A 16,902-nucleotide genomic window follows, 5' to 3' on the forward strand; every position below is an offset into this window, starting at 1 on the left:
ATGCCAAGGGCTTCTCATAGATTACTAACCGGTCAGTCAGTAATCAAAAAACCAATTCAATCAGGGACAAGGAGGCTGGCCGGTAACTGTTACCGCAGTTCCGTTTTCAGCGCAGGCATTCGTGCCTGCGTTTTGCGTGCAGCCCCTGCAACTCCTTGTAGCCCTTCTCTATTCACCGGATTTCCCATGCGCACATCCTCCGCTTCGCGGCCTTTTCAACGGCACTGCCGGACCTTGCTGATGGTGGCCGCCGCTGCTTTGCTGGCCGCCTGTTCCCGCCCCGCGCCGCCCGAAGAGCCGGTGCGCTCCGTCAAGTTGCTGACGGTGGGGGTGGGTGCGCTGCAATCCAGCCTGGAGTATTCGGGTGAGGTGCGGGCGCGCGTGGAGTCGCGCTTGGGGTTCCGCGTGGCGGGCAAGATCGTGCAGCGCCAGGCCGAACTGGGCCAGCGTGTGCGGGCCGGACAGGTGCTGGCCCAGCTGGACCCCAAGGATTACCAACTGGCCACCGACGCCGCGCGCGCACAGTTGGCATCGGCCACCACGCAGCGTGATCTGGCCGCTGCCGACTACAAGCGCTACCAAGCCCTGAAGGACCAGAACTTCATCAGCGGCGCCGAGCTGGAGCGCCGCGACGCGACGCTGAAAGCCGCCCAGGCCACGCTGGACCAGGCCCGCGCGCAGCTGTCATCGCAAGGCAACCAGGCGGCCTACACCACGCTGGTGGCCGACGTGGCGGGCGTTGTCACTGGCATTGACGCCGAGCCTGGCCAGGTGGTGTCGGCCGGGACGCCTGTGGTGCGCATTGCGCAGGATGGCCCCCGCGATGTGGTGTTTGCGGTGCCGGAGGACAAGGTGGGGCTGATCACCCCAGGCTCAGAAGTGGCGGTGCGCGGCTGGTCCGGTGGCGCCAACCTGACGGGCCGCGTGCGCGAAGTGGCCGCCAGTGCCGACGCCGCCACGCGCACTTACCAAGTCAAGGTGGCCATCGACGGTGCCGATGCGCCTGCCCTGGGCTCCACCGTGTATGTCACGCCCAAGGCGCTCAGCCATGCGGGCATTCCGGCTATCAAGCTGCCCACCAGTGCGCTGCGCCAGGAGGGGCAGTCCACGGCGGTGTGGGTGTATGACGCGGCCAGCAGCACGGTGAAGTCGCAGGTGGTGCAGATTGCCACGGCCGATGGCAACGAGGCCGTGGTGGCTGCGGGTCTAGCCCCCGGCATGCAGGTGGTGGCCACGGGGGTGCATGTGCTCTCGCCTGGGCAGAAAGTGCTGATTTATCAGCCAAAAACGGCCTCAGCGCCCGCCAGTAAAGCGCAGACAGCTACCAATCCAGTAGCAATGCCTGCCGCGCCTGCTGCCACAGCAGCGGCACCCGCAGCTTCCACAGCCAACTGAGGCCGGCCATGACGCAAGTACAACCCAAAGAGGGGTTCAACCTCTCCAAGTGGGCGCTCGACCATCCCGCCCTCACGCGCTACCTGATGGTGGTGCTGATGCTGCTGGGGTTTGCCGCCTATTTCCAGCTGGGGCAGGACGAGGACCCGCCGTTCACCTTCCGTGCCATGGTGGTGCGTACCTACTGGCCGGGCGCCACGGCGCAGCAGGTGGCCGAGCAGGTCACTGACAAGATCGAGCGCACGCTGCAAGAGGTGCCCTACGCCGACAAGATCCGCAGTTATTCGAAGCCCGGCGAGTCGCAGATCATCTTTCAGATCAAGGATTCGTCCAAGGCCAGCGAGGTGGCCAACGTCTGGTACAGCGTGCGCAAGAAGGTGGGCGACATGCGCTACACCTTGCCGCAGGGCATCCAGGGCCCGTTCTTCAACGACGACTTTGGCGATGTGTATGGCGTGATCTACGCGCTGGAGTCCGAGGGCTTCAGCTACGCCGAACTCAAGCAGTTTGCCGATGACGCACGCCAGCAGCTGCTGCGTGTGCCCGATGTCGCCAAGGTTGAGCTGTTTGGCGTGCAAGACGAAAAGCTGTTCATCGAAATCTCGCAAAAACGCCTGTCGCAACTGGGCCTGGACATGAACCAGGTGCTGGCCCAGCTGGGCCAGCAAAACGCCGTGGAGAGCGCCGGAGCTATTCAGACCCCGCAAGACCAGGTGCAGGTGCGGGTGCAGGGTCAGTTCAACGCGATTGAAGACCTGCGCGCCATGCCGATCCGTGGCCCGTCGGGCGCACAACTGCGCCTGGGCGATATCGCCGAGGTCAAGCGCGGCTATGTGGACCCGGCCACCGTGAAGGTGCGTCACCAGGGGCAGGAAGTGATTGCGCTGGGCGTCTCCATGGCCAAGGGCGGCGACATCATTGCGCTGGGCAAGGCGCTGCATGCCGCCACCGACCGCATTGGCGGCACGCTGCCAGCGGGGGTGAAGCTCGTCAACGTGCAAGATCAGCCCAAGGCGGTGGCCACCTCGGTGAACGAATTCGTCAAGGTGCTGATCGAGGCCGTGGTCATCGTGCTGGCGGTAAGCTTCATCGCGCTGGGCCTGCACAAGCGCCCCGGCAAGAACCCGCTGTGGAAGCGCTGGTACATCGATCCGCGCCCAGGGCTGGTGGTGGGCATCACCATTCCGCTGGTGCTTGCCGTGACCTTCTTGGCCATGTGGTACTGGGGCATCGGCCTGCACAAGATATCGCTGGGCTCGCTCATCATCGCACTGGGCCTGCTGGTGGATGACGCGATCATTGCGGTCGAAATGATGGTTCTCAAGCTTGAAGAGGGCTACGACAAGGTGCGTGCCGCTACCTTTGCCTACGAGATCACGGCCATGCCGATGCTGACGGGCACGCTGATCACGGCGGCGGGCTTTTTGCCCATCGGCCTCGCCAAGTCCACTACGGGCGAATACACCTTCGCCATTTTTGCGGTCACCGTGATCGCGCTGGTGCTCAGCTGGTTCGTGTCGGTGTACTTTGTGCCGTACCTGGGCACGCTGCTGCTCAAGGTGCCGCCGCATGTGCTGGCTGCCCAGGCCAACAAGGGCATCACCGACGATCCACACGAAGTGTTTGACAGCCCGTTCTACCGCACCTTCCGCCGCCTGGTGGACTGGTGTGTGTTGCACCGCTGGATCACCATTGGCGCCACGGTACTGACCTTTGCGCTGGGCATTGTGGGCATGGGCAAGGTGCAGCAGCAGTTCTTCCCCGATTCGAGCCGGCCTGAAATTCTGGTGGACATCTGGTTCCCCGAGGGCACCTCATTTGCAGGCAATGAAGAAGTGACCAAACGTGTGGAGCAGCGCTTGCTCTCTGAGCCTGGCGTCAGTTCTGTCAGCACCTGGGTCGGTTCCGGCGTGCCGCGTTTCTATTTGCCGCTGGATCAGGTGTTTCCCCAGAGCAACGTGTCGCAGTTCATCGTTCTGCCCCAGGATCTGAAGGTGCGTGAGTCTCTGCGCGTGAAGTTGCCTGCGCTGCTGGCTGAGGAGTTCCCGGAGGTGCGTGGTCGCGTCAAGCTGCTGCCCAATGGACCGCCGGTGCCTTACCCCGTGCAGTTCCGCGTGGTGGGGCCTGATCCGCTGGTGCTGCGTGAGCGCGCCGATGAAGTGAAAGCCCAGCTGCGCAAGAACCCGGACATGCGCGGTGTGAATGACAACTGGAACGAGTCTGTGAAGGTGCTGCGTCTGGAAGTGGACCAGGCCAAGGCGCGCGCTCTGGGTGTCACCAGCCAGTCGATTGCCCAGGCGTCCAAGACTATCCTGTCGGGTACGCAGGTGGGCCAGTACCGCGAGGGTGACAAGCTCATCGACATTCTGCTGCGCCAGCCGCTGGACGAGCGCAACGCCATCACCGACATCGCCAACGCCTACCTGCCCACGGCCTCGGGCAAGTCGATCCCGCTCACGCAGATCGCAAAGCCGGTCTTCACCTGGGAGCCCGGTGTGATGTGGCGCGAGAACCGCGACTACGCCATCACCGTGCAGGGGGATGTGACCGAGGGGCTGCAGGGGGCCACGGTGACGGCGGCGCTGCTGCCTGCTCTCAAGGACATTGAGGCGAAGTGGCGCGCTGCCGGGCAGACCGGCTACCGCATCGAAGTGGCGGGTGCTGTGGAGGAAAGCTCTAAGGGCTCGGCGTCGATTGCAGCCGGCATTCCGGTCATGTTGTTCATCACCTTCACGCTGCTGATGCTGCAACTGCACAGCTTCAGCCGCGCGATGCTGGTGTTCCTGACCGGGCCGTTGGGCCTGGCAGGGGTGGCTGCGGCGCTGATTCTGCTCAACCGTCCGTTCGGCTTCGTGGCGTTGCTGGGGGTGATTGCACTCATGGGCATGATCCAGCGCAACTCGGTGATCCTGATCGACCAGATCGAACAGGACCGCGCGAGGGGTGTGCCTGCGTGGGATGCGATTGTTGAATCGGCAGTGCGCCGCCTGCGTCCTATCGTGCTGACGGCTGCGGCTGCGGTGCTGGCCATGATCCCGCTGTCACGCAGCGTGTTCTGGGGCCCGATGGCCGTGGCCATCATGGGCGGACTGGTGGTGGCCACCGTGCTGACGCTGCTGGCGCTGCCCGCGATGTATGCCGCGTGGTTCCGTGTGAAAAGGCCTGCGCCGGAGGTCCTTGGAGGGGTTTGATTCCCACCCTGCCCGCATCAGGGTAAAATAGAAGGTTGACCGATTTCACACAGGCGGCAGCTGAGGTTGCCGCCTGTTTGTTTGTTGTAGAACCGCGCGGGTGGCGAAATTGGTAGACGCACCAGGTTTAGGTCCTGACGCCAGCAATGGTGTGGGGGTTCGAGTCCCCCCCCGCGCACCACCCATGTGAGACTTTGCGGAACACGGCGCTGCTGCGCTGCAGCCAGCACGATCCACATTCATAAGAGGAATAGCCATGGCCGTTACTGTTGAAACCCTTGAGAAGCTCGAGCGCAAGATTACGCTGAGCGTGCCCGTCACCCTGATCCAGTCCGAAGTCGACACGCGCCTCAAGCGCCTGGCCCGCACGGTCAAGATGGACGGTTTCCGTCCCGGCAAGGTGCCCATGAACGTGGTGGCCCAGCGTTACGGCTACTCGGTGCAGTACGAAGTGCTGAACGACAAGGTGGGTGAAGCCTTTGCCGTGGCAGCCAACGAAGCCAACCTGCGTGTTGCTGGCCAGCCCCGCATCACCGAAAAGGAAGGCGCTCCTGAAGGCCAGGTCACTTTCGATGCCATTTTCGAAGTGTTCCCAGAAGTCAAGATTGCCGATCTGTCTGATGCCGAAGTCGAAAAGCTGTCGGCTGAAGTGACGGACGCCGCCATCGACAAGACCATCGACATCCTGCGCAAGCAGCGCCGCAGCTTCGCCCAGCGCGCCATGGATGCTGCTGCTCAAGACGGCGACCGCGTGACGGTCGATTTCGAAGGCAAGATCGATGGCGAGCCGTTTGAAGGCGGCAAGGCCGAAGACTTCCAGTTCCTGGTGGGCGAAGGCCAGATGCTCAAGGAGTTCGAAGACGCCGTGCGTGGCATGAAGTCTGGCGAAAGCAAGACCTTCCCCCTGGCATTCCCTGCGGAGTACCACGGCAAGGATGTGGCTGGCAAGACCGCTGACTTCCTGGTGACCATCAAGAAGATCGAAGCTGCCCACCTGCCCGAAGTGAATGATGCCCTGGCCAAGTCGCTCGGTATTGCCGATGGCTCCGTGGAAGGCCTGCGCGCCGACATCAAGAAGAACCTGGAGCGTGAAGTCAAGTTCCGTCTGCTGGCCCGCAACAAGCAAGCCGTGATGGACGCCCTGGTGGCCAAGGCTGAGCTGGACCTGCCCAACTCCAGCGTGCAAGCTGAAATCGCCCGCCTGCTGGAAGGTGCCCGCGCTGAACTCAAGCAACGCGGCATCAAGGACGCCGACAAGGCCGAGATCCCTGAAGACGTGTTCCGCCCCCAGGCTGAGCGCCGCGTGCGCCTGGGCCTGGTGCTGGCCGAGCTGGTGCGTGCCAATGAGCTGCAGGCCAAGCCCGAACAGCTCAAGGCCCACATCGATGAGCTGGCTGCCAGCTACGAGAAGCCCGAAGACGTGGTGCGCTGGTACTTCGGCGACCGCCAGCGCCTGGCGGAAGTCGAAGCCGTTGTGATCGAAAACAACGTGACCGAGTTTGTGCTGTCCAAGGCCAAGGTGGTCGAGAAGGCCGTGTCGTTTGACGAACTGATGGCCCAGCAAGGCTGATAGGCTGTCGACTGGGCGGCTTGTTATCGAATTGCCCGGTTGTTGCCGTTACATACAGGGGCTTGTGCTTTCGTGCACAAGCCCCAATTCATTTCTGGGTACAGTACCTGCTTGTCTGGAGAAAAACATGAGCGCATTGGAAACACAAGGCCTGGGCATGGTTCCCATGGTCATCGAGCAGTCGGGCCGTGGCGAACGGTCCTACGACATCTACTCGCGCCTGCTCAAGGAGCGCGTGATTTTTCTGGTGGGTCCGGTCAACGACCAGACCGCCAACCTGGTGGTGGCTCAGCTGCTGTTCCTGGAGAGTGAAAACCCCGACAAAGACATTTCGTTCTACATCAACTCCCCAGGTGGCTCGGTAAGCGCCGGCATGGCGATCTTTGACACCATGAACTTCATCAAGCCTGATGTCTCGACCCTGTGCACCGGCATGGCCGCCAGCATGGGCGCCTTCCTGCTGGCCGCAGGAGCCAAGGGCAAGCGTTTTGCGCTGCCCAACTCCAAGGTCATGATCCACCAGCCTCTGGGCGGCATGCAGGGCCAGGCAACCGAGATTGAGATCCACGCCCGCGAAATCCTCAAGACCCGCGAGCAGCTCAACAAGATCCTTGCCGAGCGCACGGGCCAGCCGCTGGAAAAGATCCAGCGCGACACCGAGCGTGACTATTTCCTGTCGGCTGATGAGTCCAAGGAATACGGTTTGGTCGATCAGGTGATCAGCAAGCGCTCCTGATAGCCAGAGGGTCAAACAGCGGCGTTTTCCTTTGGGGAAGACGCCGTTTTTTATTTGGTTATCATCCCGACAACTTTCCGTAACAAGCAAGGCATTGCCCCCATGGCCGAGAAAAAAGGCTCTTCCAGCGAAAAAACCCTTTACTGCTCTTTCTGCGGCAAAAGCCAGCATGAAGTGAAGAAGCTGATCGCCGGTCCGTCGGTCTTTATCTGCGACGAGTGCATTGACCTGTGCAACGAGATCATTCGCGATGAGCTCCCGGCTGGCGACCTGGCGCGCGAAGGCCGCAGTGACCTGCCCACCCCCGTAGAGATCAAGACCAACCTCGACAACTATGTGATTGGTCAGGACGTGGCCAAGCGCACGCTGGCGGTGGCGGTGTACAACCACTACAAGCGCCTGCGCCACAAGGACAAGGCCCACAAAGACGATGTGGAGCTGTCCAAGAGCAACATTTTGCTGATTGGGCCCACGGGTTCGGGCAAGACGCTGCTGGCGCAGACCCTGGCGCGCATGCTGGACGTTCCCTTTGTGATGGCCGACGCCACCACGCTGACGGAAGCCGGTTATGTGGGCGAAGATGTGGAGAACATCGTCCAGAAGCTGCTGCAAAGCTGCAACTATGAGGTGGAGCGCGCGCAGCGCGGCATCGTCTACATCGACGAGATCGACAAGATCTCGCGCAAGTCGGACAACCCCAGCATCACGCGTGACGTTTCGGGCGAGGGCGTCCAGCAGGCGCTGCTCAAGCTCATCGAAGGCACGATGGCCAGCGTGCCGCCGCAGGGCGGACGCAAGCACCCGAATCAGGACTTCCTGCAGATCGACACGACCAACATTCTGTTTATCTGTGGCGGTGCGTTTGCGGGACTGGAAAAGGTCATCGAGAACCGCACCGAAGCGTCGGGCATCGGGTTTGGCGCATCGGTCAAGAGCAAGAAGCAGCGTTCGCTGACAGAGGTGTTCACCGAGATCGAACCCGAAGATCTGATCAAGTTCGGCCTGATTCCTGAGCTCGTGGGGCGCATGCCCGTGGTGACGGCTCTGGCTGAACTCAGCGAGGATGCGCTGGTGCAGATCCTGACGGAGCCCAAGAACGCGCTGGTCAAGCAATACAGCAAGCTCCTGGCCATGGAAGGTGTAGACCTCGAAATCCGTCCTGCCGCGCTTAAGGCCATCGCTCGCAAGGCCTTGGCCCGCAAGACCGGAGCCCGCGGCCTGCGCTCAATCCTGGAGCAATCGCTGATTGGCACGATGTTCGACTTGCCCAATACAAGCAACGTTGAAAAAGTGGTGGTGGACGAGTCCACCATCGAAGAAAACAAGCCGCCGCTGCTCGTCTATCGCGAAGCGGCCAAGAAGGCCTGAGAAGGCGTGAAGGAGTCTGCGATGCCCGCATGGACACGCCGGAATCCTTCACACCGTCTGAGATGACCGGAGCGGGCGCATTGGTGTCGCCCATTGAACCATCAACCCTTGTGCCAGCGCGGCTTGCGCGTAAGGGTTGAAAATCCCCACATGTGGACCCATTTCCACAGAGCACTTTGAGGATTTCCATGTCCGGACATACCCCCCTGCCAGCCACCCCTATCGATCTACCGCTGTTGCCTTTGCGTGACGTGGTGGTGTTTCCCCACATGGTCATCCCGCTTTTTGTGGGGCGTCCCAAGAGCATCAAGGCGCTTGAGTTGGCCATGGAGGCCGACCGTCGCATCATGCTGGTGGCACAGAAAGCTGCAGCCAAGGACGAGCCTTCGGTGTCGGACATGTTCGATGTCGGCTGCGTCTCCACCATCCTGCAGATGCTCAAGTTGCCTGACGGCACCGTGAAGGTGCTGGTCGAAGGCCAGCAGCGCGCTCTGGTGACGTCCATCGAGGACGCTGAGACCCATTTCACGGCCACCGTCACGCCGGTAGAAGCCACACCCGAGGCCAACAAGCCTAGCGAGATTGAAGCGCTGCGCCGTGCTGTGATGCAGCAGTTTGACCAGTACGTCAAACTCAACAAAAAAATTCCCCCGGAGATCCTCACATCGATCTCCAGCATCGACGATCCAGGCCGTCTGGCCGACACCATCGCCGCGCACCTGCCGCTCAAGCTCGAGAACAAGCAGGTGGTGCTGGACCTGTCGGATGTGAAGGCGCGCCTTGAAAACCTGTTCGAGCAGCTTGACCGCGAGGTGGACATCCTCAACGTGGACAAGAAGATCCGTGGGCGTGTGAAGCGCCAGATGGAGAAGAACCAGCGCGACTTCTACTTGAACGAGCAGGTCAAGGCCATTCAGAAGGAGTTGGGCGAAGGCGACGAAGGCGCGGACATCGAGGAGATCGAGAAAAAGATCAAGCTCGCCAAGATGCCTGCCGAGGCACGCAAGAAGGCTGATGCAGAACTCAAGAAGCTCAAGCTGATGTCGCCCATGTCGGCCGAGGCCACCGTGGTGCGTAACTACATTGACGTGCTCACGGCGCTGCCTTGGAGCAAAAAGACCAAGATCAAGCACGATCTGGTCAATGCCGAAGGCGTGCTCAACGAAGACCACTTTGGCCTGGACAAGGTAAAGGACCGCATCCTTGAATATCTTGCGGTGCAGCAGCGCGTGGACAAGGTGAAGGCTCCCATCCTGTGCCTGGTGGGGCCACCTGGCGTGGGCAAGACCTCGTTGGGGCAATCCATTGCCAAGGCCACGGGCCGCAAGTACGTGCGCATGGCCTTGGGTGGCATGCGCGACGAAGCTGAAATCCGTGGGCACCGCCGCACGTACATCGGCGCGCTGCCTGGCAAGGTGCTGCAGAGCCTGTCGAAGGTGGGCACGCGCAATCCGCTGTTTCTGCTGGACGAAATCGACAAGCTGGGCACGGACTTCCGAGGCGACCCGTCGAGTGCGCTGCTGGAGGTGCTGGACCCCGAGCAGAACCACACCTTTGGCGATCACTACGTCGAAGTGGACTTCGACCTGAGCGACGTGATGTTCGTCGCCACGTCGAATTCGATGAACATTCCGCCGGCCCTGCTCGACCGCATGGAAGTGATCCGCCTGTCGGGTTACACCGAGGACGAGAAGACCAGCATCGCCATGAAGTACTTGCTGCCCAAGCAGCTCAAGAACAATGGCGTGAAGGACGAAGAACTGCTGATCACCGAGCCCGCCGTGCGAGACATGGTGCGTTACTACACGCGGGAAGCCGGCGTGCGTTCGCTGGAGCGCGAGTTGTCCAAGATCTGCCGCAAGGTGGTCAAGGGCCTGCAGCTCAAGAAGCTCGAGCCCCAGGTCGTCGTCACCGCCGACAACCTGCCCGACTTCCTGGGTGTGCGCAAGTACACCTACGGCCGTGCCGAGGCGCAGAACCAAGTGGGCCAGGTGGTCGGCCTGGCGTGGACTGAGGTGGGCGGCGACCTGCTGACCATCGAAGCCGCCGCCATGCCCGGAAAGGGTGTGATCACGCGCACCGGTTCTTTGGGTGATGTGATGAAGGAGTCGGTGGAGGCTGCCCGCACGGTGGTGCGCAGCCGCTCGCGCATTCTGGGCATCAAGGACGAAGCGTTTGAGAAGCGCGACATCCACATCCATGTGCCAGACGGGGCAACCCCTAAGGATGGTCCGAGTGCTGGCGCTGCGATGACGACGGCGTTTGTTTCGGCCCTCACGGGTATTCCCGTGCGCGGTGATGTTGCCATGACCGGTGAGATCACATTGCGCGGTGAAGTTACCGCCATTGGTGGCCTCAAGGAAAAGCTGCTGGCGGCTCTGCGCGGCGGCATCAAGACGGTGCTGATCCCCGAAGAGAACGTCAAAGACCTGGCCGAGATTCCGGACAACGTGAAGAGTGGACTTGAGATCGTGCCGGTGCGCTGGATCGACAAGGTACTGGAAGTGGCCTTGGAAACCAAGCCTGTGCCCCTGACGGATGAGGAAGTGGCGGTCGTGGCTGCTCCCTCGACGGACAAGGCCGTTGCAGCGTCGTCCGCGACAGATGGCCTGAAACATTGACGCAAATTTTTTTGAGAACCCCAAAAAATGCGCTACAATTCATTCCATCGCAGCAAACGTTGTACAATGTGAGGCTTCGGTAAAATGCGGGAATAGCTCAGTTGGTAGAGCGCAACCTTGCCAAGGTTGAGGTCGAGAGTTCGAGACTCTTTTCCCGCTCCAATTTCCACAAAAAGGGAAGCAAATGCTTCCCTTTTTTGTCAGAGAAATGTGAATTTCTGGCGCGGTAGCAAAGCGGTTATGCCCCGGATTGCAAATCCGGTTAGTCCGGTTCGACTCCGGACCGCGCCTCCAGATACGGTCTGTGTCTTGATGTCTGAAGATCTTCTGTGATCGTCGTAATCAAGATGACTGTTGAAGGATGGATGGTGATTGGTTGATTTTTTGGTTTGCAATTGAATAGAGCCAAAAAATAGCGATATAATTTGAGGCTTGCTGATTAGCTCTGATGGAAACGTCGGGTGCAGTAGGCGAATGCGGGAATAGCTCAGTTGGTAGAGCGCAACCTTGCCAAGGTTGAGGTCGAGAGTTCGAGACTCTTTTCCCGCTCCATATTTGTAAGGGAAGCTTCGGCTTCCCTTTTTTCTTGGTGGTGCAAGGCGGGCGGCTCGGCGGGGCGTCGGCCCTGTGACCAGAGATACGACAGGGCATTGCGCGCATGCGCTGCCCGGGTTACGCTGCGACGCAGGAGTGCGTTGGGCAGCCGGCGCCCCGATGGTGAAATTGGTAGACACTGCGGACTTAAAATCCGCCGCTTTCCTGAAAAGGGGCGTGCCGGTTCGACCCCGGCTCGGGGCACCACGAAGAGCCTGTTCAATGTCCTTTTGGAGATCGCATTGGAGTGCAATCGGGAAGAGTGGATGCGCTGGCTGCGCAGTATGGGCTCATGCCCATGCAAGCAGCCGGGGCGTCCAGTCGCCCGATTTCACTCCAACCCTTTGGGCAAGTGCCTTGCCGGGCGGTATGCGGCGTTGCGGCGCTTGTTGATAGCCGGGCTATCAACTGCGCACCGCGCCTAGCAGCCCATCCCGGTAAGGTACTTGTGCGACTCCAAAAAGACATTGAACAGGCTCTAGGATTCAATCATGTCAAGTTACAACGCTCCCTTCGAAATCCACGTCCACGGACAAGTCCAGCTGCGCGCTGATGTGAGCTTTGACCAACTCCAGGAGGCGCTCAAACCCTTGTGGAAGTACGCCGGAGCCCGCTCGCTGGCTGATGGCGCTGCCAGCGCCTACGAAGAAGAGCCTGGCATCAAATACGACGCGCAGGAACACTTGCTGCAGATGTGCTGGACGGTGCGGGGGGATGAAGACTTTCGCCAAGTTCTGGACGAAATGTGCATGAGCCTCAATGAGCTTGCCGAGCAAGGTGCTGCCATCGAAGTCACGTTCTACGACGCAGATTTCGACGAGGACGAGGAAGAGCAGGGTGCGGAGTCGCGCGACGATTTCGTCATGCTGTTTGTCGGCCCCACGCCCGCCGCCATCATGCAGGTGCAGCGTGATTTGCTGGTGCAGGACGTTGTCAACATGATGGAGCGCCACTTTGATGGTGCCGAACTGGGCGGCGTGGTGGCCGAGATCGACAAACTGTTCAGCCAGCGCTTTGATGCACTGGTGAACTCGCTGGAGATCGGAAAACCGCCGCGTGGCCCTGGTGGGGGCGGCTCCGGCAGTGGTCATGGTGGCGGTGGTGGTCGCCGTCCGCGCCACCTGCACTGATTCTTTCATTCAACCTCACACTGGTGTCCCCGTGTGGGGTTGCCTTGCATGTGCTGGTGGCAAAAGTTGATCGGCAGGCTGTGGCAATGACTTGTGCCCGTGTGCGTTGTATTCAATGCGGTCCTGCGCAGTTCTGTGATCTCTTCGAACTGTCGTGCTCTCCATGACCTCTGATCTACCGTATCTGCGTTCCTATCCGGTGTCTTTGCAGGACCAGGCGCGTGATCTGCTTGCGCAGGGGCGGCTGGGGGGCATGTTGCAGCGCAAGTATCCCCAGGCCCATGCGGTGCGCAGCGACAAGGCGCTGTATGACTACGCGCAGGAACTCAAGGCGCGGTACCTGCGCAATGCGGGCACGGTCAACAAGGTCCTTTTTGACAACAAGATCCACGTGGTGCGCCATGCCTTGGGGTTGCACACGGCGGTCTCGCGCGTGCAGGGCAACCGGCTGGCGGCCAAGCATGAGATCCGCATTGCGTCGATGTTCAAACAGGCACCCGACGAGTTTCTGCGCATGATTGTGGTCCACGAGCTGGCCCACCTGCGTGAGAAGGACCACGGCAAGGCTTTTTACCAACTGTGTACCCACATGGAGCCGCAGTACCACCAATACGAGTTCGACCTGCGCCTGTACCTCACCCATGTGGAGCATGCGGGTGAGCGGCTGTGGAGCGCTGCTGCAGAAACTAGTTCTGGGTAGAAGAAAAGTTGAACGCCACTTTGTTGATGGCACTTTGCAATTTGCGCTTGCTGGCAAAGCGCCAGGCCCTAACACAGCGGTTGGTCAAGGCACAGACACCGTTTCACAGCAGTCTGCTGGCAAACCCAGCCAGCGCTCTGCAGCCGCCTGAAGCATGGCCACCGGCCCGGTGGTCAACAGGCGGGTGCGTGGTGCATCCGTGGCCACGGCACCATCGGGCGCGGCCTTTAGCCCCGCAGTCTCCAGCAAGCGCCGCGTCTGGCGGGCGACGGGCTCACCCGTCTCGATGAACTGCACGCCCGGCCCGACCAGTGCGCGCAGCTCGTGCGCCACAAAGATGTAGTGCGTGCAGCCCAGAACCAGCGTGTCCATCTGCCCCGGGGCGGTGCCAAAACTGCCCATGGCTTGGACATAACGCGCGCACAGCGCCCCGGTCTCCGTGGCATGGGCGGGGCTGCCTTGGTCGGCCACTGGCAGCGCCACACTGCGCTCGATGGCATGGGCCAGGCCGTCACAGGGTTGCACCACAAAATGCGCCTGATCAGCCAGCGAGGCCATGAGCTTGCCGAACTTCGCACTGGTCAGCGTGCCCCGGGTGCCGATCACGCCCACGTGGCCTGTCTTTGTCACCGCGAGGGCGGGCTTGATGGCGGGCTCCAGGCCCACGAGGGGTAATTCCGGGTGGCTGCTGCGCACTTCGTGGATGGCCGCTGCCGTGGCGGTATTGCAGGCTACCACCAGCGCCTTGATGTGGTGCTGCTCGCGCAGGTACTCGGTGATGGCGTGGGTGCGGGCGGCCACAAAGGCATCGCCGCGCTCGCCATAGGGGGCGTTGGCGCTGTCTGCCAGGTACACGAAACGTTCGTGGGGCATGGCGGCCAGCAGGGCGCGCAGCACGCTCAGCCCACCGACGCCACTGTCAAAAACACCGATGGGAGAAGAGGCCTGCGGCATCGAGGAACCAAGCTCTGGCAGTTGGAGGAAAGCGTGGATTGTAGGAAAGACGCAGCCTTCGTGCCGGAGTGGGCGAGCCCCAAGAAAAAACCGCCCGAAGGCGGTTGGGAGAGCGATTGCCCTGGTACCAGCGTCGAGTCTGCCGCCAGGGCGACGCCGAGCGGGGCCTCAGGCCGCAGCGACCCCGATGCCCTTGAATTCGCCCGAGGCAATGCGCTTTTGCCATTCGGCCGGGCCGGTGATGTGGGCGCTGGTGCCACCGGCGTCCACGGCCACGGTCACGGGCATGTCCACCACGTCGAATTCGTAGATGGCTTCCATGCCCAGGTCTTCAAAACCCACGACCTTGGCGGCCTTGATGGCCTTGGAGACCAGGTAGGCGGCGCCGCCCACGGCCATGAGGTAGGCGCTCTGGTGCTTCTTGATGGCCTCGATGGCGACCGGGCCGCGCTCGGCCTTGCCCACCATGGCGATCAGGCCGGTCTGGGCCAGCATCATCTCGGTGAAGCCGTCCATGCGTGTGGCGGTGGTAGGGCCTGCAGGGCCTACGGCTTCGCCCTTCACGGGGTCCACCGGGCCCACGTAGTAGATGACGCGGTTGGTGAAGTCCACGGGCAGCTTCTCGCCCTTGGCCAGCATGTCCTGGATGCGCTTGTGTGCGGCATCGCGGCCCGTCAGCATCTTGCCGTTGAGCAACAGGGTGTCGCCGGGCTTCCAGCTGGCCACTTCTTCCTTGGTCAGCGTATCGAGGTTGACCTTCTTGCTCTTGTTGTAGTCGGGCGCCCAGTTCACGTTGGGCCACAGGTCCAGGCTCGGGGGCGTGAGGTACACCGGGCCCGAGCCGTCCATCACGAAGTGCGCGTGGCGTGTGGCGGCGCAGTTGGGGATCATCGCAATTGGCTTGCTCGCCGCGTGCGTGGGGTACATCTTGATCTTGACGTCCAGTACCGTGGTCAGGCCACCCAGGCCTTGGGCGCCAATGCCCAGCGCGTTGACCTTTTCAAACAGCTCCAGGCGCAGCTCTTCAACCTTGTCGAGCGCGGGGCCGCCGGTCTTGGCGGCTTCGGCCTTGGCCTGCAGTTCATACATGTCCAGGTCGTCCATCAGGCTTTCCTTGGCCATGAGCACGGCCTTTTCGGCCGTACCGCCAATGCCGATGCCCAGCATGCCGGGCGGGCACCAGCCAGCGCCCATGGTGGGTACGGTCTTGAGCACCCAGTCCACCACGTTGTCGCCGGGGTTGAGCATGTACATCTTGGACTTGTTCTCCGAGCCACCGCCCTTGGCCGCCACGGTGATGTCGACGGTGTTGCCAGGCACGATCTCGGTGAAGATCACGGCAGGGGTGTTGTCCTTGGTGTTCTTACGGGCGAACTGCGGATCGGCCACGACCGAGGCGCGCAGCGTGTTGTCGGGGTGGTTGTAGCCCCGGCGCACGCCTTCGTTGATGGCGTCGTCCAGGCTGCGGGCCTTGCCATCGACGCCAGCATCGAAGCCATCCCAACGCACGTCCATGCCCACTTTCAGGAACACGTTGACGATGCCGGTGTCCTGGCAGATGGGGCGCTGGCCTGTGGCGCTCATCTTGCTGTTGGTGAGGATCTGGGCTATCGCGTCCTTGGCTGCCGGGCTCTGCTCGCGCTCGTAGGCACGGGCCAGGTGGGCGATGTAGTCGGTGGGGTGGTAGTAGCTGATGTACTGCAGCGCGGCAGCAATGGACTCGACGAGGTCGTCGTATTGGATTGTGGTGGTCATCGTGGTTCTGTCGTGAGGCGGGAACGAACGCATGCCGGGGCACGCAGCCCGCAATTATCCCACCCCCCTGCTGACACGGCGCTGGCGCGGCCTTGGCGCGGATTACCTGTGGACAACGCGACTATCGCGGTCTGGCCCGCCTCTCAAAGCTCAGCAGCCCCAACAGCAGACTGGCTGGAGGCCACGCCGTGCTTTTTACGCTTCGGCATCGTCGCCGGAGTCCGGATCCAGCTCCGGGTCGTCCGCCGTGTCATCGTCCGGATACTGGTCGGCTCCCGCCCGCACATCGCCGTTTTCAGCGGTGTCGTCGTCGGTGTCCATCGACTCCAGATGGTCGGGCAGGATGTCGCGCGACTCCAGCTGCAGTTCGGGCTCCACGCTCGCGCGTTCGCCGGTTCCGTAGCGGTCGGTGTCATTGTCGGGGTCGGTGCCATACAGCCCGGTGCTGTCGCTGCCCGAGTCGGACGCATCGCTGGGGCCCAGGCTGTCGTTGCCCTTGGCGCTGTGAAGGGGAGAAAGGTTGTCGGCATCGATGCCAAGCAGGCTGCTTTTGGCCATGGTGGTCTCCGTGGATTCGCGGCGAGGAAAGTTGCTGCACTGCCATGGTGTGCCCGCTGGCGCCCGTGCGGTGTAAGAACAAGCCGACGATTGAGCGCGAGAAGGTGTGGGGCCTTGTCAAGACCTCACAGCGGGCCGAAGCGAAGCCCCCACCGGCAGTGATGACGGCACCGCTTTTTGCGCTCTCCAGCGGGGCTTGCCACACACTGACGAGCGCATGCTTGCGCACCAGCAGTGCAGTGTATTAAATGAGAATGGTTATTTTTTGCATTATTCTGCCGGGAGCGGCCCCGTTGCCAGGTCGCACCTGTTGTTTCACTTGGAGAACCG

General features: G+C 61.7%; 11 protein-coding genes and 5 tRNA genes. 13 read left to right on the forward strand and 3 right to left on the reverse strand.

The annotated features are described in order from the left end of the window. Positions 1-186: 186 nt before the first annotated feature. From C8C94_RS02470 to C8C94_RS02530, 13 genes are all read left to right on the forward strand, one after another. On the forward strand, positions 187-1,395 hold the full coding sequence (locus C8C94_RS02470; protein WP_370449711.1) for an efflux RND transporter periplasmic adaptor subunit: 1,209 nt from the start codon (positions 187-189) through the stop codon (positions 1,393-1,395). An 8-nt stretch (positions 1,396-1,403) separates the two neighbouring features. After that, positions 1,404-4,586, forward strand: coding sequence for an efflux RND transporter permease subunit (locus C8C94_RS02475; RefSeq protein WP_121419598.1), 3,183 nt, complete (start codon positions 1,404-1,406; stop codon positions 4,584-4,586). A gap of 94 nt (positions 4,587-4,680) precedes the next feature. Next, positions 4,681-4,767 (forward strand) — tRNA-Leu (locus tag C8C94_RS02480). A gap of 75 nt (positions 4,768-4,842) precedes the next feature. Then, positions 4,843-6,156, forward strand: coding sequence for a trigger factor (gene tig / locus C8C94_RS02485; protein WP_055399519.1), 1,314 nt, complete (start codon positions 4,843-4,845; stop codon positions 6,154-6,156). 127 nt (positions 6,157-6,283) lie between these two features. Continuing rightward, on the forward strand, positions 6,284-6,892 hold the full coding sequence (clpP, locus tag C8C94_RS02490; RefSeq protein WP_055399521.1) for an ATP-dependent Clp endopeptidase proteolytic subunit ClpP: 609 nt from the start codon (positions 6,284-6,286) through the stop codon (positions 6,890-6,892). Positions 6,893-6,994: 102 nt separating this feature from the next. Further along, positions 6,995-8,260 (forward strand): ATP-dependent Clp protease ATP-binding subunit ClpX, encoded by a 1,266-nt coding sequence (gene clpX, locus C8C94_RS02495; RefSeq protein WP_010460566.1) that lies wholly within the window; start codon positions 6,995-6,997, stop codon positions 8,258-8,260. A 188-nt stretch (positions 8,261-8,448) separates the two neighbouring features. After that, positions 8,449-10,881: an endopeptidase La gene (gene lon / locus C8C94_RS02500; RefSeq protein ID WP_055399523.1), complete on the forward strand. Its 2,433-nt coding sequence runs from the start codon at positions 8,449-8,451 to the stop codon at positions 10,879-10,881. 86 nt (positions 10,882-10,967) lie between these two features. Next, positions 10,968-11,043, forward strand: a tRNA-Gly gene (locus C8C94_RS02505). 58 nt (positions 11,044-11,101) lie between these two features. Beyond that, a tRNA-Cys gene (locus tag C8C94_RS02510) sits at positions 11,102-11,175 on the forward strand. A gap of 182 nt (positions 11,176-11,357) precedes the next feature. After that, positions 11,358-11,433: transfer RNA gene (locus C8C94_RS02515), tRNA-Gly, on the forward strand. A gap of 156 nt (positions 11,434-11,589) precedes the next feature. Then, positions 11,590-11,682, forward strand: a tRNA-Leu gene (locus tag C8C94_RS02520). A gap of 284 nt (positions 11,683-11,966) precedes the next feature. Beyond that, on the forward strand, positions 11,967-12,605 hold the full coding sequence (locus tag C8C94_RS02525; RefSeq protein WP_055399525.1) for a DUF6806 family protein: 639 nt from the start codon (positions 11,967-11,969) through the stop codon (positions 12,603-12,605). Between the two features lie 163 nt (positions 12,606-12,768). After that, on the forward strand, positions 12,769-13,305 hold the full coding sequence (locus C8C94_RS02530) for a M48 family metallopeptidase (RefSeq protein ID WP_055399527.1): 537 nt from the start codon (positions 12,769-12,771) through the stop codon (positions 13,303-13,305). 84 nt (positions 13,306-13,389) lie between these two features. Here the strand turns inward: C8C94_RS02530 and murI are convergent, their stop codons facing one another. From murI to C8C94_RS02545, 3 genes are all read right to left on the reverse strand, one after another. After that, positions 13,390-14,259, reverse strand: a complete 870-nt coding sequence (murI, locus tag C8C94_RS02535; protein ID WP_121419599.1) for a glutamate racemase — start codon at positions 14,257-14,259, stop codon at positions 13,390-13,392. A 168-nt stretch (positions 14,260-14,427) separates the two neighbouring features. Further along, positions 14,428-16,014 (reverse strand): fumarate hydratase, encoded by a 1,587-nt coding sequence (locus tag C8C94_RS02540; RefSeq protein WP_121419600.1) that lies wholly within the window; start codon positions 16,012-16,014, stop codon positions 14,428-14,430. 195 nt (positions 16,015-16,209) lie between these two features. Beyond that, positions 16,210-16,572, reverse strand: a complete 363-nt coding sequence (locus tag C8C94_RS02545) for a hypothetical protein (RefSeq protein ID WP_121419601.1) — start codon at positions 16,570-16,572, stop codon at positions 16,210-16,212. Between the last annotated feature and the right edge of the window lie 330 nt (positions 16,573-16,902).

It is taken from the genome of Acidovorax sp. 94 (assembly GCF_003634645.1).
GTDB classification, from domain to species: domain Bacteria; phylum Pseudomonadota; class Gammaproteobacteria; order Burkholderiales; family Burkholderiaceae_C; genus Acidovorax; species Acidovorax facilis.